The 20,294-nt window shown below is 61.2% G+C and carries 18 protein-coding genes; 6 read left to right on the forward strand and 12 right to left on the reverse strand.

Annotated elements, in window-relative coordinates:
- Positions 1-46 precede the first annotated feature (46 nt).
- On the reverse strand, positions 47-2,515 hold the full coding sequence (locus tag RHSP_RS24705) for a glycoside hydrolase family 2 protein (protein ID WP_004124870.1): 2,469 nt from the start codon (positions 2,513-2,515) through the stop codon (positions 47-49).
- Between the two features lie 456 nt (positions 2,516-2,971).
- On the opposite strand from RHSP_RS24705, the gene RHSP_RS24710 reads away from it, so the two are divergent.
- Positions 2,972-3,403, forward strand: coding sequence for a VOC family protein (locus RHSP_RS24710; protein ID WP_004124873.1), 432 nt, complete (start codon positions 2,972-2,974; stop codon positions 3,401-3,403).
- A gap of 63 nt (positions 3,404-3,466) precedes the next feature.
- Here the strand turns inward: RHSP_RS24710 and RHSP_RS24715 are convergent, their stop codons facing one another.
- From RHSP_RS24715 to RHSP_RS24735, 5 genes are all read right to left on the reverse strand, one after another.
- Positions 3,467-4,297, reverse strand: coding sequence for an alpha/beta hydrolase (locus RHSP_RS24715; RefSeq protein WP_004124876.1), 831 nt, complete (start codon positions 4,295-4,297; stop codon positions 3,467-3,469).
- Between the two features lie 36 nt (positions 4,298-4,333).
- Entirely contained in the window at positions 4,334-5,581 is a 1,248-nt protein-coding gene (kynU, locus tag RHSP_RS24720; RefSeq protein ID WP_004124879.1) for a kynureninase, read from the reverse strand.
- A gap of 19 nt (positions 5,582-5,600) precedes the next feature.
- Positions 5,601-6,524, reverse strand: coding sequence for an ABC transporter permease (locus RHSP_RS24725; protein WP_004124882.1), 924 nt, complete (start codon positions 6,522-6,524; stop codon positions 5,601-5,603).
- Positions 6,525-6,531: 7 nt separating this feature from the next.
- The gene (locus RHSP_RS24730) at positions 6,532-7,311 is read right to left on the reverse strand and encodes an ABC transporter ATP-binding protein (protein WP_004124885.1); all 780 of its coding nucleotides are present in this window, start codon (positions 7,309-7,311) and stop codon (positions 6,532-6,534) included.
- 88 nt (positions 7,312-7,399) lie between these two features.
- Complete coding sequence (locus RHSP_RS24735) at positions 7,400-8,386, reverse strand: ABC transporter substrate-binding protein (protein ID WP_037154292.1); 987 nt, start codon at positions 8,384-8,386, stop codon at positions 7,400-7,402.
- A gap of 185 nt (positions 8,387-8,571) precedes the next feature.
- On the opposite strand from RHSP_RS24735, the gene RHSP_RS24740 reads away from it, so the two are divergent.
- Positions 8,572-9,339 (forward strand): GntR family transcriptional regulator, encoded by a 768-nt coding sequence (locus RHSP_RS24740; protein WP_004124891.1) that lies wholly within the window; start codon positions 8,572-8,574, stop codon positions 9,337-9,339.
- Between the two features lie 50 nt (positions 9,340-9,389).
- Here RHSP_RS24740 and RHSP_RS24745 read toward each other — a convergent pair whose 3' ends face one another.
- The gene (locus RHSP_RS24745; RefSeq protein WP_004124894.1) at positions 9,390-10,607 is read right to left on the reverse strand and encodes a TIGR03862 family flavoprotein; all 1,218 of its coding nucleotides are present in this window, start codon (positions 10,605-10,607) and stop codon (positions 9,390-9,392) included.
- Positions 10,608-10,864: 257 nt separating this feature from the next.
- Between RHSP_RS24745 and RHSP_RS24750 the strand changes: the two genes are divergently transcribed.
- The 4 genes from RHSP_RS24750 to RHSP_RS24765 all read left to right on the forward strand — a co-directional run bounded on the left by RHSP_RS24750 (position 10,865) and on the right by RHSP_RS24765 (position 15,003).
- Positions 10,865-11,572 (forward strand): TetR/AcrR family transcriptional regulator, encoded by a 708-nt coding sequence (locus RHSP_RS24750; RefSeq protein ID WP_004124896.1) that lies wholly within the window; start codon positions 10,865-10,867, stop codon positions 11,570-11,572.
- Positions 11,573-11,700: 128 nt separating this feature from the next.
- Complete coding sequence (locus RHSP_RS24755; protein WP_004124899.1) at positions 11,701-12,858, forward strand: Gfo/Idh/MocA family protein; 1,158 nt, start codon at positions 11,701-11,703, stop codon at positions 12,856-12,858.
- Positions 12,859-12,870: 12 nt separating this feature from the next.
- Complete coding sequence (locus RHSP_RS24760) at positions 12,871-14,046, forward strand: dihydrodipicolinate synthase family protein (RefSeq protein ID WP_004124901.1); 1,176 nt, start codon at positions 12,871-12,873, stop codon at positions 14,044-14,046.
- 132 nt (positions 14,047-14,178) lie between these two features.
- Positions 14,179-15,003, forward strand: a complete 825-nt coding sequence (locus RHSP_RS24765) for a sugar phosphate isomerase/epimerase family protein (protein WP_004124902.1) — start codon at positions 14,179-14,181, stop codon at positions 15,001-15,003.
- A gap of 84 nt (positions 15,004-15,087) precedes the next feature.
- Here RHSP_RS24765 and RHSP_RS24770 read toward each other — a convergent pair whose 3' ends face one another.
- The 5 genes from RHSP_RS24770 to RHSP_RS24790 all read right to left on the reverse strand — a co-directional run bounded on the left by RHSP_RS24770 (position 15,088) and on the right by RHSP_RS24790 (position 20,229).
- Positions 15,088-16,194 (reverse strand): branched-chain amino acid ABC transporter substrate-binding protein, encoded by a 1,107-nt coding sequence (locus RHSP_RS24770; protein WP_004124903.1) that lies wholly within the window; start codon positions 16,192-16,194, stop codon positions 15,088-15,090.
- Positions 16,195-16,488: 294 nt separating this feature from the next.
- Entirely contained in the window at positions 16,489-17,892 is a 1,404-nt protein-coding gene (locus RHSP_RS24775) for an FGGY-family carbohydrate kinase (protein WP_004124904.1), read from the reverse strand.
- Positions 17,889-18,215, reverse strand: a complete 327-nt coding sequence (gene rhaM, locus RHSP_RS24780; protein ID WP_004124905.1) for an L-rhamnose mutarotase — start codon at positions 18,213-18,215, stop codon at positions 17,889-17,891. The genes RHSP_RS24775 and rhaM overlap by 4 nt, the downstream gene beginning before the upstream one ends.
- Positions 18,212-19,228, reverse strand: a complete 1,017-nt coding sequence (locus RHSP_RS24785; protein ID WP_004124906.1) for an ABC transporter permease — start codon at positions 19,226-19,228, stop codon at positions 18,212-18,214. The genes rhaM and RHSP_RS24785 overlap by 4 nt, the downstream gene beginning before the upstream one ends.
- Positions 19,225-20,229, reverse strand: coding sequence for an ABC transporter permease (locus RHSP_RS24790; RefSeq protein WP_004124907.1), 1,005 nt, complete (start codon positions 20,227-20,229; stop codon positions 19,225-19,227). Before RHSP_RS24790 ends, RHSP_RS24785 begins: the two co-directional genes overlap by 4 nt.
- Between the last annotated feature and the right edge of the window lie 65 nt (positions 20,230-20,294).

Below are 20,294 nucleotides of genomic sequence, written 5' to 3' on the forward strand. Positions count from 1 at the left end.
ATCCGGCGCGATGCGCCGGATATCTCGAGCAAAGCGTGCTTCAAGTTCAGTGATGCTGAGGCTCGGCGACCTGATTGGCCGTGCGAAGGACGGTCGACAGATCGGCGTCGTCGAAAGCTTCCCTGGAGATGCCTTTCACCTTGAACCTCCTGCTTTCGCCGGGGGCGAGATTGATCAGCATGTCGTCGACTTCGGCATTCGGGCTGATGCGATCGACGAACAGGCAGACATCGCGCAAAAGCGACTGTGCGGTGACGGTGACAGTGATCCCGTCCGGCGTATCAGCGCTCTCAATGTCGAAGCGGGGCTTCGGATACTGCAGCTTCATATCTTTCTCGAAGAACCACCAGGCTTCGGCGTCGCCGAGGCGGGCGCGCAGGAATTCCCGGCTGGGATCACCGGGCGTCGCAACATCGCTCGGGATATCGATATCGGTATTTTCGAAGCGATCGCAGAGGATCCGCCAGACGTGGTGACGGGCAAGCAACGTGCCGTTGAAGTCGAAGCGCTCGGCCGTGAAGGGCACGCGCCAGAACAGGGTTGCGTCGTTGACGGCAACCGCAGCCAGGCCATCACCGCGCGGCTGGATGGTCAGGAGATGGGGAGCGTAGCTATGCTTCAAGGCATACCAGAGCGGCTTCTTCCTGCCGGCGCCATCGACCGCTGCCCAGGAGGTGACAGGCCAGCAGTCGTTGATCTGCCAGACGATGGTGCCCATGCAGGTTGGCCGATGCGAGCGCATATGGTCGATGCCGTAGCTGATAGCGCGCGCCTGGTTGAGCTGGGTGACGAAAAGCCAGTCATCGAAATTTTGGGGATGCGGGAACCAGTCTTCCAACCCCATCAGCAGCTTGTCGTTGCCGGTGGTTGCCTTTTGATGATGCAGTACGCCCGGCGAGGCCGGCGCGCGGTCTTTCTCGCGAACGGATTGGGCAAGCGTCGCAAAGGTCGGTGGCGCCTGCCAGCCGAATTCGGAGCAGAAGCGCGGGATATAGTTGCGGTAGGTCTCGTAGCCCACCTCGTTCCAGACATCCCAGATGTGCTTGCAGCCATGCTCGTCTGCGTTCGGCGCGATTTCCATGGAGCCGGAATAGGGGCTGCCCGCCCAATAGGGACGCGTCGGATCGATTTCCGCGACCAGCTTCGGCAGGAGATCGAGATAGTAGCCGGCGCCCCAGGGGCGATTGCCGAGCACATCCTGCCAGCCCCAGTCGAAATAGCCCCAGATATTTTCGTTATTGCCGTTCCAGATGACCAACGAGGCGTAGGGCATGAGCCGTGTGATCGCCTCGCGCGCTTCCGCCTCGATCTCGCTGTAAACAGGCTCCTCTTCGGGATAGGTGGCGCAGGCAAACAGAAAGTCCTGCCAGACCATGATGCCGGCAGCATCGCATTCCTCGTAGAAGGTATCGGTCTCGTAAATGCCGCCGCCCCAGACCCGCAGCATATTCATGTTGGCATCGCGGGCCTGGGTGATCCTCTCGCGATAGCGCTCGCGGGTCACGCGCGGCAGGAAGCAATCATCGGGGATCCAGTTGGCGCCGCGGGCAAAGACCGGCACGTCATTGACGACGAGCGTGAAGGCGGAGCCGATCTCATCCGGTGTCGTATCCAGCCGTACGGAACGGAAGCCGACGCGCCGCTTCCAGTGGTCAAGCGTCGCGCCGTCCGAGCCGAGCAGCTGCAGGTCGAGATCGTAAAGCGGCTGACCGCCCATCCCATGCGGCCACCAGACCCGGGGATTGTCGATGCGGCATTCGATCAGCGCATGGGTCTCGCCTTGCGCCACGCGAACTTCCGCGCGCTTGCCGCCGACGGACAGGACGAGTGCGGCGCTATCCGTGCCCTTTTCCGCCCATTCGATCTCGACATGCAGGCGCGCAACGCCCTGGCTGCCCTGCAGCGTGATTTCCGGGCGGATGCTGCCGAGGCGAGCCTTCGACCAGCTCTCGATGGCAATCGGCTTCCAGATCCCCGAGGTGACGACGGTCGGACCCCAGTCCCAGCCGAAATTGCAGGCCATCTTGCGGATGAGGTTGCTCGGGCCGGGATAGTTTTGAGGGATATCGGCGGCGCTGCCAAGCTGCTTGCGCACATCTTCCCCGTGCTCGTAGGCCGATTGGAAGTCGACGATCAGTTCGTTGCGGCCGCTTTTGAGGTGGTCGCCGATATCGAAGCGATAGCTGCGGTGCATGTTGCGGGTTTCGCCGAGCGCCGTTCCGTTCAGCTCCAGGCGTGCCGCCGTATCGAGACCGAGGCATGAGAGATCGATGCGCTCGGCGTCTTCGCCATCCCAGTCGAAGGCGAGGCGATAGCGCCAAGCCGAGCGGCCAATCCAATCCTGCGATATCTCGTTGACATCGAGATAGGGATCGGTGATCAGCTGCGCCGCCATCAGGTCGAGATGCACATTACCGGGGACTGCCGCGGGGATGGTATTGGGCAGGGTCGGCGCGGTCGAGGGGCCGCGAAGGCGCGAGATGGTCCAGCCGGTGTCGAGCATCTGTCTTTTCATGTCATGTGTCCGTGATGAAATGGATGCCTCAAACAGCCTTTGGCGCAATGAAATATAGGCCGGCCCGTAGATGGCACTGGCGCATCCGCCACGACCTCGCTGCCTAGTCGATGACCGATCGCTGAGCGCTTCTCCTCAATGTCAGCGATCCCCACCACCACCTATCCTCCGCTGCTCGAAGACATATTGTTGGTCAACAAAAGCTGTCAAGCCGAGTGGCCGACAATATCGGAGCGAAAGGTCGCAGTGCCGCTCGCGGCTTGACCGATACGAAAGCTGGCGCGTGCCCCTCAATCTGTAAATGTCTGCATATATGGCCTCCAGATTGCAGACGGCTTCTCGCCTTCGAAAAATAATAAAAAAAGATCTGCCTGTCGGAATGTCGTCTATGCCAACGTCCTTGGGGTAGCTCATCGCAAGGGTGGGATGGACAAGCCCGTTGGCAAGGAGACGAACATGACTGATGCAGCAGAACAGAAGCAATCCCCTCAGCCACGCGTGCCGGTTCGCGGCGGGTTAGTGCCCTATCTGACCGTGGACGGCGCCGTGAAGGCGGCTGAATTCTACAAGCGTGCCTTTGGCGCGGAGGAGGCCCTTATGTTTCCGGTCGATGAAAAGGGCCGGACGATGCACATCCATCTCTACATCAATGGCAGCTCGGTCATGCTTGGAGATGCCTATCCCGAATATGGCCACGCATTGGAGAAGCCGCAGTCCTTCGTGATGCAGCTGGTGGTCCAAGACTTCGATACATGGTGGAAGCGCGCCGTCGACGCGGGGCTGGAAGTCATGGTCGAGCCGCAGGTGATGTTCTGGGGCGATCGCTGGGGCCAGATGCGCGATCCCTTCGGCGTCACCTGGGCCATGAACGCGCCCGTCGACGAATGATGATGGAATGCCCTCGATACAACCAAGTATCGAGGGTATGTTCCCGCTATGGTGGCGATATTTCTATGCGGCGAGCAGGGTCCGCGTCAGCGGATGATCGGCGTCCATGAGACCATCCAGCACTGAGAAATGATGCTTGTCTGGCTCGACCACCGCGTTCGTCGCGGCACCAAGGCCGGTCCAGATATTGGCGAGCAGCGCATTCTGGCGGATGAATTCTGCCCGCTCCGCCCCGCCGACCCAGCAGGTCAGGCGAACGGTGTCGACGGGCTCCAGCAGCGCCGGGCTCTCGGCCCTTGCTTCGGCGTCATCGATACGAAGCTCTCCGTTCATTTTGCGCCTCATGATCGGACGCAGATCGTGAACGCCGGAAATGGCTAGGACATGGCGGGTGCGCTTGACGACCATCTCGCTAAGAGGCGATGTCGTCGTCATCATGCGGGCGACCAGCTGACCGCCGGCCGAATGCCCCGTCAGAATGATGGGGCCGTCGACCAGTTCGGCCGCTGCCGTGATTGCGGCTGCGATCTCCTTGCCGATGCCGCCGATGCGATTTTGCGGGCAAAGCGTGTAGGACGGGATTGCGACCGCATAGCCGGCGGCAACCGAACCTGCCGCCAGATGCGACCAATAGCTCTTGTCCAGCTGCAGCCAGTAGCCGCCGTGAACGAAGACGACCAATCCCTTCGGCTGGCCTTCGGGCAGAAAGAGGTCGAAGCGATTGCGCTCGGCGGGACCATAGGCGATGTCGAGTTTCGCCCGTCCCGCTGCGGTCAGGCGGTCGCGAAGAGATCGGGCGGGCTCGACCCAGGCGTCCGGCCATTGGTCGCCGTCGACGATATAATCGCTATTGGTATAGGCGCTGTCCCAATCGGTCAGTTTGAAATAGCTCATCTGCAGCTCCTCCGGCCGGCGACTGGCAAAAATGGATCAGGTTACGGCCGAGCGCACGGCAAAGCGTTGATCCCGCCAGGATCCGCTGCTCAGAATCTCCTCCAGCACCGAGGCGGCGAGCCACACATCGCGATAGCTGACGTAAAGCGGCGTAAAGCCGAAACGCAACGTCGAGGGAGCACGGAAATCGCCGATGACGCCGCGCTCGATCAGCGCCTGCATGATCTCGTAGCCGTTGCTGTGGGTGAAGGAGACCTGGCTTCCGCGCTTTTCGCCGTCGCGGGTGGTGTCTAGAACCACGCCATACTGACCGCACTTCGCTTCGACCAGCCGGATGAAGAGATCGGTCAGCGCTATGCTCTTCTGGCGCAGCGCCTTCATGTCGACTTCGTCCCAGATGGAGAGCGCACCCTTCAGTGCTCTTAAGGACAGAATGGGTTGCGTGCCGCAGAGAAAACGCTTGATCCCGGCATCGCCGTCAAAGTTTCGCTCGAAAGCAAAGGGACGGGCATGGCCCCACCAGCCGCTGAGCGGCTGGGCGATCGATGCGTGATGGCGCCGGGCCGCATAGATGAAGGCCGGAGCACCAGGCCCTCCGTTCAGATATTTATAGGAGCAACCGACGGCGAAATCGGCGCCTGCGCCGTCGAGATCCACGGTAATCGCGCCGGCACTGTGGCAAAGATCCCAAATGACGAGCGCTCCTGACGCCTGGATGCGCTTTGTGAGCGCCGCCATGTCGCGCAGCTCGCCGCTCTTGTAGTTGACGTGATTGACGAGCACGACGGCGACACTCTCGTCGATCAACTCCTCGATGGTATTGGCATCGCGGCCCTCGAGCCGCAGCGTGACGCCGGGACGGGTCGAAGCGACGCCCTCGGCCATATAGAGATCGGTCGGAAAGCTATCGCCTTCGGCAACAATGACGTTGCGGCCCGGCCTCATCGCCAAGGCCGCATGCAGCGTCTTGTAGATGTTGATCGACGTCGAGTCGGTCACCACGGTCTGGCCTTCGGCGGCGCCGATCAGCCGGCCGATGCGGTCGCCGAGTTCAAGCGGCAGATGAAACCATCCGGCGCTGTTCCAGCTGCGGATCAGGCCGTTGCCCCATTCCTCCATGGCCGCCTGTCGCACCTCGGCAAAGACTTCATGCGATGCGGCGCCGAGTGAGTTGCCGTCGAGGTAGATAACGCCTGCCGGCAGGGCAAAGCGGTTGCGGAAGGGGCGCAACGGGTCGGCCTCGTCCATAGCCTCGATGGCTGCGAGATCGGGAAGGCTGTCCATGATGCTGTTGCCTCTAGATTTATTCGCGAATGGTTTCCCGGGTGGCCGCCCCGCCGCGGCCGCGGCGGATGCTGGGCAGCGCCAGCATGATGAGCACGAAAAGGCCGGTTGCGAGTTTCAGGTTCGGTGGCGGCATGCCGGCGGCAAGGCAGAGCGATACGAGCTGGTAATAGATGATCGAACCGACGAAGGGCGCCAGCAGTTGCCTGAGTACGGTCTGCTTGCCGGTGAAGGCTTCGCCGATCATGAGCGCCGCCAGGCCGTTGATCAGGATGCCGATGCCCATGTTGACGTCGGCAAAGCCCTGCGACTGCACCATCAGCGCGCCGCTGGCGGCGGAAAAGGCGCTGGCGATGCCGACGCCGCTGATGGTGGCGGCCCAGACATTGATGCCCTGTGCCTCCGCCATGTCGGGATTGGAGCCGACGGCCCGCATGGCCGTGCCCTTTTCCGTCTTGAAATAGAGATTGAGGGCGATCAGCACGATGACGGCGAGCAAGCCTGCAATGACAATCTTGCTTGCAGGAAAGCCGGGCTCCGTGAACGGTACGACATCGAATACGGTTGGCGAGCCGAAGACGGACAGGTTGGATTTGCCCATGATGCCGAGATTGACGCTGTAGAGCATGGTCGACATCAGAATGCCGGCAAGCAGCGTATGAATGCGGAAGCGCAGATGGATGAAGGCCGTGCAGCAGCCGGCAGCAAGGCCGACGACGAAGGCGACGGCGATCGCGAGCGGCGGCGCGACGCCGGCAGCCAGCAATATCCCGCAGACGCAGCCACCGAGCGGAAACGCGCCTTCACTGGTCAAATCCGGAAAGCTCAGCATGCGGAAGGGAATCATGATGCCGAGGACGACGAAGCTCAGAATGAAGCTCTGCGCCAGCGTGACAGGGATGAGCGAGACGAAGCTCGAAACGGTAGTCTGAATGAAATCCATCATGATGTCAGCTCACCAGCAGCATGCGGTCGGTCTTGACGGCGAAGTGACCGACGAGTTCGGGCACGGTGATGCGCCGCTTGCCTTCGCCGGTGATTTCCAGATGAACGCGCCCGGCATCGAGCATGATGATGCTGTCGCCAAAATCGACGGCGTGCTGCATGTTGTGCGTCACCATCAAGGTCGTGAGTTTTAGTGCCTCGACGGTGCGAACGGTTGCCTGCATGACGATGTCGGCGGTGCGCGGGTCGAGCGCTGCCGTATGCTCATCGAGCAGCAGCACGTCGGGCGAGCCGCCGACCGCCATGATGAGGGACAGCGACTGGCGTTGACCGCCCGAGAGCAATTCCACCTTGGTATCGAGCCGGTTCTCCAGGCCAAGGCCGAGAACAGCGAGGCGTTCCTTGTAAGCGGCGAGACGGGCGGCGTTCAAGCCGGGCCGAAATCCTCTGCTCTTGCCGCGCAGCTCCGCCAGGAGCATGTTCTCGCCGACCGTCATGCTGGCGGCGGTTCCCTTCATCGGATCCTGGAACACGCGGGCAAGGCGCGCGGCGCGCTTATACACCGGGATGTTCGTAACGTCATTGCCGTTGATGAGGATCTGACCGGAATCGAGGCTGAGCGCGCCGGAAATCGCGTTGAGCATGCTGCTCTTGCCCGCGCCGTTCGAGCCGATGACGACGCCGAATTCTCCGGGCTTGAGGGCGAGTGTCAGGCCGTTGAGCGCGACCTTTTCGTCGGGCTGGCCTTTGTAGAAAACCTTGCGCGCGGATTTGATATCCAGCATCCGTGCCTCCCCTGCAGTGTAGGGTTATAAAATGGCGGCGTCTTTGACGCCGCCATGGATCGAGTTGATCCTTCGAAAATGCCGCCTATTACTTCGTGAAGCAATTGCAATCGGCAAGCGAGGCAGGCACTTCGGCGCCAAATGCCTTCAGCACGGCCTTGTTGATCAGCGGCGCATGGTCCGCGTAGGCAGGACGCGCGGGCTTGATCGTCTTGGGATCGGCGCCCTTCAGGATCTGCGCGGCGATCTTGCCGGCATTCTCGCCTACCTGCGTGTAGTTGACGGCGAAGCTTGCCGGCACGACGCCACTGCGAACTGCTGCGTCGTCGGAATTGACGATCGGGATCTGCGCCTGGCGGGCGGCGGCGGCAACGGCGGGAATTGCCGGCTGCAGCAGGTTGGAGGCAGGCGTGTAGATCACGTCGGCCTTGCCGGCGAGCGATGCGATGCGCTGCTGGATGTCGTTGACGTTGTCGACACCGACGGGCACGACTTCGAAGCCGGCGGCCGGAGCGGCTGCCTTGACCTTGTCGATCAGGGCGACGTCGTTAGCCTCGCCTGGATTGTAAGGCACGCCAAGGCGCTTGGCATTCGGCAGCAGCTTCTTGGTGAAGGTCAGAATGGCGGAAATGTCCTGCAGGTCGCTCGAACCGGTAATGCCGTCACCACCGGCGTCCCACGAGGGAACAAGCTTGGCAGCGACCGGATCGGTCACAGCGGTAAAGACGATCGGAATGCCGGAGCCGGCAAGCGCCTTCTTGGCGATCTGCGATACGGGTGTCGTAACGGTATACATCAGCTTCGGATGTTCGGCCTGCAGCTTGGCGATCATCTGCGGCACGAGCGACGCATCGAAGCTGGTGTTGCTTTCGGAATAGACGACATCCTTGCCCTCGACGAAGCCATTAGCGGCAAGAGCCTTCTTGAAGCCGGCGATCGAGGCGTTCAGCTGCGGATGCTCGCCGAAATTGGCGATTGCGATCTTGATGGGCTCGGCCGACGCCGTAGCGATGCTTGCCATAAATGCGCCGGCAATCAGGACGCCGGACAGCCATTTGGACGTAGAATTGCGCATGTTTTCCTCCCGGATGTGTCAAGGAGCCGCGTTCCCTCCGGCTCTCTTGGCGCGGATCATAGCGACTGCAGCAAGCCTGTCAATTTGCGATATATGATATGCACTGCGCCAATCTTTAATATATATTTCCCCGCTGCGGCGGTTTTATATATAATCTTAGCCTGAAGATGACGGGGATGAGGATCATGCAGGACAAGGATACGTTGAGCAAGACGGAGGCAGCTTATTTGCTGTTGCGACGCGATATCCTCAATACGAGGCTGAGGCCTGGCGCATCATTGCGGCTCGGCGCTCTGCGGGACAGCTACGGCCTCGGCTGGACGCCGCTTCGCGAGGCGCTGTCGCGGCTCGAAGCCGAGAAGCTGGTGACGGCCGTAAGCAACCGCGGCTTTGCCGTTGCTCCTGTCTCGCGTGCGGAACTGGAAGACCTGATGCGGGCGCGCATGATCGTCGAAATGCCGCTGCTCCTGGAATCGATCGAAAAGGGTGGCCCGGATTGGGAATCGGCTGTCGTAACAGCGCATTATCGCCTCTCTCGCTGCAAGATCACACCCGATGACGCTTCGGATGAAGTGGCCGACGAATGGGACGAGAAGCACACGGCTTTTCATGCGGCACTGCTGAGTGCGGCGACCTCGCATTGGCTTTTTCGTTTCCAGTCCACCATCAGCGACCAGCTTCGCCGCCATCACCGCTTTCTCGGCTTAACACCGACGCAACGCGCCGCCGCCGGCATGAGTCTCGGCTATGAGAAGGCGGCTGCCGCCCTGCAGGATGCGATGGCGATCGAGCATCACACGGCGCTGATGGATGCGGCGCTCGACCGCGATCTCGATCGGGCCAAGGCGCTGATGACCGAGCATATTGGCTATTCATTGCAGGTCTATATCCGCTCGGAGGATGAGTTGGAGATGCAGGAAGGGCCGAAACAGCTCATCGGTACGCGATCATAGGAATTCCGACGCCTGCGTCCATCGCAGGCCGACGAACAAGGCGGCCATGCTCATGGCGTGTGATGTTTGAGCCAGGCGTCGATACCCTTGGCTGCCGCCCGTCCCGTGGCAAAGCAGGCTGTTAGGAGATAGCCGCCCGTCGGCGCTTCCCAGTCAATCATTTCTCCGGCGACAAACATGCCGGGGAGCTTTTTCAGCATGTAGCTGTCGTCGATTTCGCTCCAGCGGATGCCGCCGGCCGAAGAGATGGCTTCTGCAATAGGCCTTGGTCGCAGCAGCGGAATCGGCAGGGCTTTGATCAGGCGAGCCAGACGTTCCGGCTGCGACAGGACAGACGGCTCGGCAAGTTCTCGGACGAGGCCGGCCTTCACGCCCTCGATCCCCGCACCCTTGCGTAAACGGTTGGAAAGGCTGGCCTTCGGATCCTGTCGGGCCAGATCGCTGGCCAACCGCTCGCCCGTGCGTCCGGGCACAAGATCGATAACGAGCGTTGCGCTATTTCCATCCGCCAGCCGGTCGCGCAAGGCAGCCGCGTGCGCATAGACGAGGCTGCCTTCGATGCCGGCTTGCGAGATGACGAATTCGCCGGGAAAGGTTCCAGCTTCCGAGGTTGCCGTCACCGCCTTTAGCGGTGCGCCGGCAAAGCGGTCTTTGAACGGCGCGCTCCAGGCGACGTCGAAACCGCAATTGGCGGGTTGGAAGGCGGCGACATCGATCCCCTTGTCCCGCAGCCGCTCGACCCAAGCCGCATCCGAACCCAAGCGCGGGTAGCTGGCGCCGCCAAGTGCAAGGAGGACAGCATCACAATCGACGACGCTCTGTCCCTGCGGCGTTTCAAACGTCAGGCGATCGTCGGCGAAGCCTGACCAGCGGTGCCGGGTCATGATGCTCACGCCCTGTGCCTCCAGCCGGGCGAGCCAGGCGCGCAGCAGCGGCGATGCCTTCATCGCCTTCGGAAAGACGCGGCCTGACGAACCGATGAAGGTCTGCGTTCCCAATCCGTCGGCCCAGGCCCTGATGTCGTTCGGCATGAAATCATCCAGAGCGGCGCGCAGACGAGGCGACGCCGCGCCGAAGCGATTGGCGAACAGCTCGAATTCTTCCGAATGGGTAATGTTCAGTCCGGATTTTCCGGCGAGAAGGAACTTACGCGCGACCGTCGGCATACTGTCGTAGACGGTCACGCGGTAGCCTGACGCGGACAAGACTTCTGCCGCCATCAGCCCTGCAGGGCCGCCGCCGATGATTGCGATATGCTTCTCAGCCATGAGCCGTCCGGTGTCCGTTCCTCTTCGCTCTCTTGAGCCTGACCGACCGCGAAAGCAAGGTGGCCGCCCTCATTTGTCAGGGAAATCCACGCCGCGTCCGATCGTGTAGCCGGGCATATATCCACATTTCAATCGATATAACCGTCTGGTTACTACCAGCAGGAAATCGCAAGGGACTGTCAACTTATGCGATGATCGGTTACTTATCGGCGAGAAGAAAGGCGTCGCAGCCTTGAGAGATGCCGCCAGGAGCCATGATGCCGGAAGCCAGAACCGTAAAGCACCGCACGAAGAGCGAAGACCCTGCAAATGCGGATCAGGCATCCCCGCGCGCGTCAGCGGAACGGCCACGTCTCAGGGACGCGGAACGCACCAGCAAGGCGATCCTCGCAGCTGCAACCAAGGAGTTTGCCGAGCGCGGCTACGGCGGCGCCCGCGTCGATGCCATTGCCGAGCGCGCCAAGATCAACAAGCGGATGCTCTATCACTATTTCGGCGGCAAGGACGCGCTCTATGTCGCCGTTCTCGAAGGCAGCTACATCGCCATCCGCTCGGCTGAGGCAAGGCTCGATCTTTCCCATCGCTCGCCTGCCGACGGCATGCGGGAGCTGGTTGTTTTCACCTGGCAATATTTTCTGGATCACCCTGAATTCCTTGGTATTCTCAGCACGGAAAACATGCACAAGGCACGCTTCCTGAAGCGGTCGGCGCGCATTTTCGAGCTGCATTCGCCGCTGGTTTCCGAGATCTCCGGCCTGCTTGAGCGCGGGACCGCTGCGGGCGACTTCCGTGCCGACTGCGATCCCGTTAAAATTTATATGAGCATTGCGGCACTCGGCTCGTTCTTCTTGACGAACCGCTGGACGCTCTCGACGATCTTCCGGCGCAACCTTTCCGACAAGGCGGAGATCGACGCCTGGGGCGAGCATATCGTCGACGTCATTTTTGCCTATCTACGCCCCTAGGCGCCCTCTCCACACAAGTTCGGCAATCTCCGATGATCTGCACCGCGGCTATTGACGTTGGCCGTTGACAGCATCGCTTTGCCATGTCAGTTATGTAACTATATAGTTATTTACGGGAGGAATGACTTATGGCAACGAAGCCGATCGGTATCATCATGCACGGCATCACCGGCCGCATGGGCTACAATCAGCATCTGGTGCGTTCGATCCTGGCGATCCGTGAGCAGGGTGGGGTCCTGTTGGCAAATGGCGACCGGCTGATGCCTGAGCCGGTGCTCGTCGGCCGCAATGCGGAAAAGATCGAGGCGATCGCCCGGAAGCATGGTCTTTCCAAGACGACGACCGATCTCGATGCCGCGCTTGCCGATCCGAACAACACGATCTTCTTCGATGCCGGCTCGACGCAGATGCGCGTCGAACTGCTCGAGCGGGCGATCGCCGCCGGCAAGCATGTTTATTGTGAAAAGCCGATCTCCGAGACGCTGGAGGAGGCGCTATCGGTCGCCGCTTCGGCGGAACGTGCCGGCGTCAAGAACGGCGTGGTCCAGGACAAGCTTTACCTGCCGGGCCTGCGCAAGATCGCCATGCTGCGCGACAGCGGCTTCTTCGGCAAGATCCTCTCCGTGCGCGGCGAGTTCGGCTACTGGGTGTTCGAAGGCGATTGGGGCGTCAAGGCGCAGCGTCCTTCCTGGAATTACCGCAGACAAGAGGGCGGCGGCATGATCCTCGATATGCTCCCGCATTGGCGCTACGTGCTCGACAATCTGTTCGGCGAGGTCAAGTCCGTCAGCTGCCTCGGCGCCACCCATATTCCGAGCCGCGTCGATGAGAACGGCAAGACCTACGTCGCCGATGCCGACGATGCCGCCTATGCCACCTTCGAGCTCGAAGGCGGCGTTATCGCCCATATCAATTCCTCCTGGGCGGTGCGCGTCCGTCGCGACGATCTCGTCACCTTCCAGGTTGACGGCACGCATGGTTCCGCCGTCTGCGGCCTGATGCGCTGCTGGACGCAGCATCGGGTCAATACGCCGAAGCCGGTCTGGAACCCCGACCAGCCGCAGCCGATCAACTTCTTCGACACTTGGGACGAGGTGCCGGACACGCAGGTCTTCGACAATGGTTTCAAGGCGCAATGGGAAGACTATCTGCGCCATATCGCCGAGGATGCGCCGTGGAAATTCACGCTTCGCGAAGGCGCCAAGGGCGTACAGCTGGCGGAACTGGCGCAGCAGAGCTGGGCCGAGCGTCGCTGGGTCGATGTTCCCGCGCTTTCTGCTCTCTGAGGAGCCGGTATCATGACGAGAAGCCTTCGCTTGCCAGTGGCTGGCGGCACGCTTGCCGACTTCACGCCGATCAACGCGCCGGTGAGCGCTCCCTTAAAGCCGGCCGGCGGTCATCGGTTCAATCGCGTCGCCTATGCCGCCGCTCATGTCGTCGTAGATCCCTTCGCCGACAACGATCCGTGGCTTGACCGCAATATCGACTGGGAGCGCACGATCGCCTTCCGCGAATATCTCTGGGATCTCGGTCTCGGCGTCGCGGAGGCGATGGATACGGCGCAGCGTGGCATGGGTCTCGACTGGGCCGGTGCCAGGGAGCTGATCGCGCATGCCCAATCGGCGGCGCGTGGCCGGCCGGATGCCATGATCGCCTATGGTGCCGGCACCGACCATTTGCCGCCAGGCCCGGATGTCACGATCGACGATGTCATTCGTGCCTATGAAGAGCAGGTTGCCTATGTCGAAGGGCAGGGCGGACGCATCATCATGATGGCAAGCCGTGCGCTTGCTGCGGCTGCCAAGGGCCCCGACGATTACGCCCGCGTCTACGACCGCATTCTCGGGCAGGTCAGGGAGCCGGTGATGATCCACTGGCTCGGCTCGATGTTCGATCCGGCGCTCGCCGGCTATTGGGGATCGACTGACGATATGCAGGCGATGGAAACGGCCGTCGCGATCATCAACCAGAACGCCGCCAAGGTCGATGGCGTCAAGATCTCCTTGCTTTCGGCCGAGAAGGAAATCGTCATGCGCCGGCGGCTGGATCCGTCGGTGAAGATGTATACCGGCGACGATTTCAACTATGCCGAACTGATCGCCGGCGACGAACAGGGCTATTCGCATGCGCTGCTCGGCATCTTTGATGCCATCGCCCCTGCCGCAAGTGCCGCCCTCGCGAAGCTTGCCGAGAACGATCTCGATGCCTTTCATCAGATACTGGCGCCGACCGTTCCGCTGTCGCGTCATATCTTCAAGGCGCCGACACGCTTCTACAAGACCGGCGTCGTCTTCCTTGCCTATCTCAACGGCTTCCAGGATCATTTCCAGATGCTTGGCGGCCAGCAGAGCACGCGCTCCATCCTGCATCTCTCGGAGCTTTTCCGATTGGCGGATGCGGCGCGCGTACTGCGCGATCCGGATCAGGCGGTGCGTCGGATGAAGGCCATCCTAGCCACAGTCGGCATCGAATAGAGCATTTCCAGGAAAAGTGCGTAGCGGTTTTCCGTCCGGAATGTGCTGGGAAATAGGGAAATAGAGCGTTTTCGCGATTCGAAGAAAAGCGGAAGGGCTCTGGCGGAAAAGCGATTGGGGAGGAGCAGCGCAATGGCCGTAGAAGGTCTATCCATCAATCTGGCGACGGTGCGCCAGCAATATGACATGCGCCAGGCGGTCGAAGCCTGCCTGAAGCAGGATATCGTCGCGATCGCTCCCTGGCGCGATCAGGTTCACAAGATCGGTCTTGCCGAAGCCGCCAGGATCGTTGCCGACAACAAGCTCAGGGTGACGGGCCTTTGCCGCGGCGGCATGTTTCCGGCTGTTGATGCTGAGGGCCGGGCCGCGGCGATCGATGACAACAAGCGGGCGATCGATGAGGCGGCGGCGTTGAATGCCGACTGCCTTGTCCTTGTCGTCGGCGGATTGCCTGCTGGATCGAAGAATATCGCCCATGCTCGCGAGATGGTGGCCGATGGTATCGCCGCGATCCTGCCGCATGCCCGCAGCGCCGGCATCCCGTTGGCGATCGAGCCGCTGCATCCGATGTATGCCGCCGACCGTGCCTGTGTGAACACGCTGGAGCAGGCACTCGACATCTGCGATTTGCTCGGCGCTGGCATCGGTGTCGCTATCGACGTCTATCATGTCTGGTGGGATCCGAAGCTTCACCAACAGATTGCCCGCGCCGGTGCCGGCGGACGAATCCTCGCACATCATATCTGCGATTGGCTTGTGCCGACCACGGACCTGCTTCTTGATCGCGGCATGATGGGCGACGGCGTCATCGACCTCAAGCGCATTCGCGCCGAGATCGAGAAGGCGGGCTTCTTCGGTCTGCAGGAAGTCGAGATCTTCTCCGAGAACAATTGGTGGAAGCGACCGGGCGAAGAGGTTTTATCCACCTGCGTCGAGCGTTTCCGCAGTGTTTGCTGAGCCGTAGTGGCTACAATGAATCGCCAACAAAAAAGCCGGACCAACAAGTGGCCCGGCTCCATCGCAAAGCGTTGATGTAATGGCTTATTCGGCCGAAACGATCTTGCCGTCCTGCCACTTGTAGAGCGAGAAGCTCTGCGAGGTGAGGTCGCCGGTTTCGCCATAGGTCACCTTGCCGATGGCGGTATCGACGGGCTCGCCCTTCTTGAGTGCGGTGGCGACGGCATCGGCGTTGTCAGCCTTGCCGGCCTTCTCGATACCGGCCTTCAGCACCTGTACGGCGGCATAGGCGTTGAGCGTGAAGGCTTCCGCTGGAATGTTGCGTGCCTTGAGGGCGGCAACGGCCGTCTGCGAATCCGGGTTCTTCAGAGCGTCGGACGCGTTGGTGAAGAGGGTGCCGGCAGCCGAGTTGTTGGCGATCGCCCAATATTCGGTGTTGGACAGACCGTCGCCGCCGATGATCTGCGCCTTGACGGAAATGTCATGCAGCTGGCGGGCCAGAAGGCCGGCTTCCGGATGATAGCCGCCGAAGTAGATAACTTCGACGCCGGCCTGCTTCAGTTTTGCCGTCAGGGCGCTGTAGTCCTTTTCGCCGGGGGTCAGGGAGTCGGCGAGCACTTCGGTCACGCCGCCCTTGTTGAGCGTCGTCTTGAAGGCTTTTGCCAGGCCCTTGCCGTAGGCGCCCTTGTCGTCAAGGATGGCGATCTTCTTGTCCTTGAAGTTCTTCACAACGTAGTTGGCAGCGACAGTGGCCTGCTGGTCGTCGCGGCCGCAGGTGCGCAGGATATTGGTCAGTCCGCGATTGGTCAGGTCCGGAGCGGTTGCGGTCGGCGTAACCATCAGGATGCCGTTTTCGGCAAGCGCATCGGAAACCGGGATGGCAACGCCCGAGGTGACCGGGCCGACGACGAAGCGGATGTTGTCGCCAACAAAGCCGTTGGCGACGGATACGCCCTGCTTCGGGTCGCCGGCATCGTCGCCGAGCTTCAGGACGAGCTTCTGGCCGAGAACGCCGCCGCTTTTGTTGATCTCGTCGACGGCGGTCTGCGCGCCGTTCTTGACCTGGTCGCCGTAGGCGGCGACCGGACCGGTCAGCGGCGCGATGAGGCCGATTGTGATGTCCGCATGTGCGAGAGGTGCGAAGGCCAGCGAAGCGACGAAGGTCGCGGCCGTCAGTGTCTTCAGACTCATGTTATCTCTCCTTGGATGGGCGCGGCATCGCCCTTTGAACCTCCCTGCCTGTCTCGAAGCGCAACTGCCGTAAGCGCCTCCCTAAGGAGACAGGATTGGCATTGAAGCCGATGATCGCTTTCGGACATTTTTGACCTCAAAAGCGTTCATGAGAGTATTTCCTGTAGGAATGTTGCGACGATTCCGCAAGAAAATAACCGTCGCGAAGACAATTTCGACGATTTTTCGGGAATTTTCATCGAGTGATGGTTGCCGCAACCTTACAGGCAGGGGTTGCGATCCATGTCGCCACACCTATCCGATGGGCTGCCCGCTATGGCTCAGCGCCTCGCGCCATGCTTTTCGATAGTCGCCGAGCCCTGGCAGCTCGGCGCGAACAGGTGCGTTTTCAATCGTCGAGTGGGAGTGAATACCGGTCAGCAGGGCGGCGCCCTGGCTGGTTCCCGTCGAGTCGGGCAGAGCGATGACCTGGGCGCCCGTCAGCGCGGCCATGGCGATCAGATAGGCGCGATTGGTGGCAAATGGTCCCTCGACGAAGACCGGCCCCTTGGCTCCGATCAGGCCGAGGCAGGCTTCCGTCATCAGAGCGAGATAGAGGCTGACGGCCGAAAGGCGTTCGGCAGTGTGTGCCGAGGCCTCACCGATCCAGCGCATCTTGCTGCCCGGAAAGGGCCCGGAGCCCGCGACGACATTGGGGAGCAGCATAAGCTTCTTTTCGATCACCCGTTCGAGCGCAGCTACAATGGCGTCCGACGGCGCCGTGCCGATCTCCGCCGCCAGGATTTCGAATTCGCGACCGCCCATGAAGCGGGACGAGGGCACGGCGCTGCCATAAGCATCGACATTGGCAAGAACATCACGCTCGGGATCGAGGTGGCCGAGATCGCCGCCGACGGCAAAGCTGATCACCCATGTTCCCGTCGATACGACGGCGAAGGGTGCTTCGTTCTCGATGAGGTGCGGCAGCAGCGAGGCGTTGGAATCATGGATGCCGCAATAGACAGGGACCGACGCAGCCAGGCCGATCTGCGCGGCAAGCGCAGGCAGCACCGGCCCGAGAGCGTCGAATGCCGAGCGCACGGGTGCCATCAGCTCGCGAATGCCAAGCGTATCGACGAGCGAGGAATAGGCACCCGTTGTCGGATTCCAGAGATCGGTATGGCAGCCGAGCGAGGTAACCTCATTCGCGGCAACGCCCGTCAGGCGATACGCCCAATATTGCGGGTAAGTCAGAATTGCCGCGACGCGAGCGAAATCCTCGGGGAAGGCGCTCTTCTGATAGTGGAGTTGCGCACCGACATTCAGGCCACCCGAGAGCCCTGGTGAGAAGGTTTCGGCAAAAGCCGGGCGCAATTGCCCGTAAGCCTGTTGAATGGGCAGCGGGTAGGTGTGTTCATAATCGAGCACAGGCAAGGCAAGATCGCCATCTGCGTCGAGCAGAACAGCGGAGGCGCCATGCGTGGTGATCGATATTGCGTCGAAACCGGGAACCGCCGCAAAGCTCTTCAGAGCCTCGATGATGAAGGACCACAGCCGTTCGATATCGTAGTGCGGGTAGGGGGCGGTTTTGAGCACACCGTTGTTGGTTTTGACGGCAGCGATTTCCGCGCCGGTCCGGGCATCGAGCACAACGACTTTGGCATTTGTCTTGCCGATGTCGATGACGGCGATATGGCGATAGGTTGATACGGCGGTCATGGCAGATGAAAGACCGCAACGAGATCGCTCTGAACGGGCGAGTTATCGGGATTGGTCGCCATGATATCGGCCATGTGTGCCCACCATTTCTTCATGACGGGATGTTCGGGCAGGCTCGCCATGGTGTGATCCTTCGGTCGCGTCAGCACGCCGAAAAGCGTGTTCGTCTCGCGGTCGAGGTGGATGGAATAGTCGCTCACTCCTGCCTGATGCAGCAAGTCCACAAGTTCAGGCCAGATTTCATCGTGGCGCTTCCTGTATTCCGCCTCCATGCCGCGATTGAGCGTCATCTTGAAGGCGTGGCGTTCGAAGGCTGCGGTCATTTGGAGCTCATGGTCTTGATGCGCTTGGCGACGATCGGTAGCGCGATGGTGATGATGAGGAGGAGGCCGATGAAGATCGACATGACGATGCCGGGAACGTTGAGCAGGCCGAGGCCGAAGGTGACGAGGCCCATCACGAAAGCGGCGATGACGACGCCGCCGATCGTCCCCGAGCCGCCCAGGATCGATATGCCGCCGAGCACGACCATGGTGACCACTTCCAGTTCCCAGCCGAGCGCGATCGAGGGGCGCGTGGAGCCGAGGCGCGAGGTGAGGCAGACGGCGGCAATACCGCTCATGATGCCGGTCAGGAGAAAGAGGATGAATTTGACCCGCTCGACCGGAATGCCGGAGAAGCGTGCGGCGAAATCATTATTGCCGATGGTGTAGACTTGGCGGCCGAAATTCGTCGCATGCAGCAGGATTGCGAAGGCGATTGCGAGAACGATGAAGAGCACGAATTCGAAGGAGAAGACCCAGAGGACATAGCCCTGGCCGAAATAGGCGAAACTATCCGGATAGTTGCCATAGGCCTTATCGCCAAGCACGATATAGGAAATGCCGCGAAACAGGCTCATCGTGCCGATGGTGACGACGATCGACGGCAGTTTCAGTGCGGAAACGAGGAAGCCGTTGAAAATGCCGCAGACGAGACCGACGCTAAGGCCGATGGCCACAAGGCCGGGCGTGCCGACACCTAATTGCGCTGCAGCGCCCATCGCCGTCGAGGCGAGCGCGATGATGGCTGCGACCGAGAGATCGATTTCGCCAGCGATGACAAGCAGCGCCATGGCAAAGGCGATCATTGCCTTTTCGGTGAAATTGAAGGTCGCGTCCGAGAGATTGTAGGGATCGAGGAAATAGGGCGAGGCCAGCGAATTGAAGATGAAGATGGCGACCGCGACGCCAAGGAGCAGCGTTTCCCAGCTTGCCAGAATGCGTTTGAACGGCGTGCCGAGGCGATCCGGAATGGCGCGCTTTTCCGCCGTTGCCGCTTGCGAACCGTTGCTCATGCGATTGCTCCCTCACTGGCAGTGTCTTTTGCGGCCTGATCCCTGAGGATGATGCGGCCGCGGTTGCGTTCGCGCCTGGCGTTGAAGACGACGGCAAGGATGATGACTGTGCCTGATATCGCCATCTGCGTGAACGGCGAGATGCCGATGACCGGAAGCGCATTCTTGATGACGCCGAGGAAGAGAGCACCCAGTACCGCACCGGCGACCGAACCGACGCCGCCTGCGATCGAGATGCCGCCAATGACGCAGGCCGCCACGCTGTCGAGCTCGAAGCCGCTGGCGATATCGACATAGGCGACCGCATAGCGCGACACCCAGAGATAGCTGCTGAGGCCCGCCAGCGCGCCGGACAGTACGAAAGCGAGGAAGCGCGTCCAGCCAACGTCGATGCCGGCATAAACGGCGGCAACCGGATTGCCGCCGCTGGCATAGGCCGAGCGGCCGAACTGGGTATAGCGCAGCAAGAGATACATCATGAGCACGATTGCGATGCCGATCCAGGCAAGCACCGGCAGGCCGAGAAGCGACGTGCGCGGCACGTTCAGGAAGATCGGCGTGAACTGATGGGCATTGACCCAGGCGCCGCCCGACAGCACGAAGGCCATGCCGCGATAGATCGTCAAGGTGCCAAGGGTGACGACGATCGGCGGGATTTCCAAAGCCCAGACGAGATAGCCGTTGATGGCGCCGAGAACCGCGCCCATCGCGATTGCCATCACGACCAGTGCGACCAGCGGAATATCGGGATAGGCCGCGTTCAGCATCGCAATCGCCATTCCCGTCAGCGCCAGGTTGGCGGCGACGGACAGGTCGATCGATTTCGTCAGGATCACCGTCATCTGGGCAAGGGCCAGGATGATGAGGATCGACGTGTCGTTGAAGATATTGGCGAGATTGGCGGGCTCGGCAAAGCCAGCGGCGCGCGTTGCGAAACCGGCGATCATCACGACGATGATGATGGCGAGCAGTGTTTCGCGCTTTTTGAGGATGCGTGGCATCCCGTCCTCCCTAGAGCATCTTGCAGCCAGGCGTCCTTACCTGGCGTCGCACAAATGCGGCAAAA

The sequence above is a fragment of the Rhizobium freirei PRF 81 genome (assembly GCF_000359745.1).
Classification (GTDB): domain Bacteria; phylum Pseudomonadota; class Alphaproteobacteria; order Rhizobiales; family Rhizobiaceae; genus Rhizobium; species Rhizobium freirei.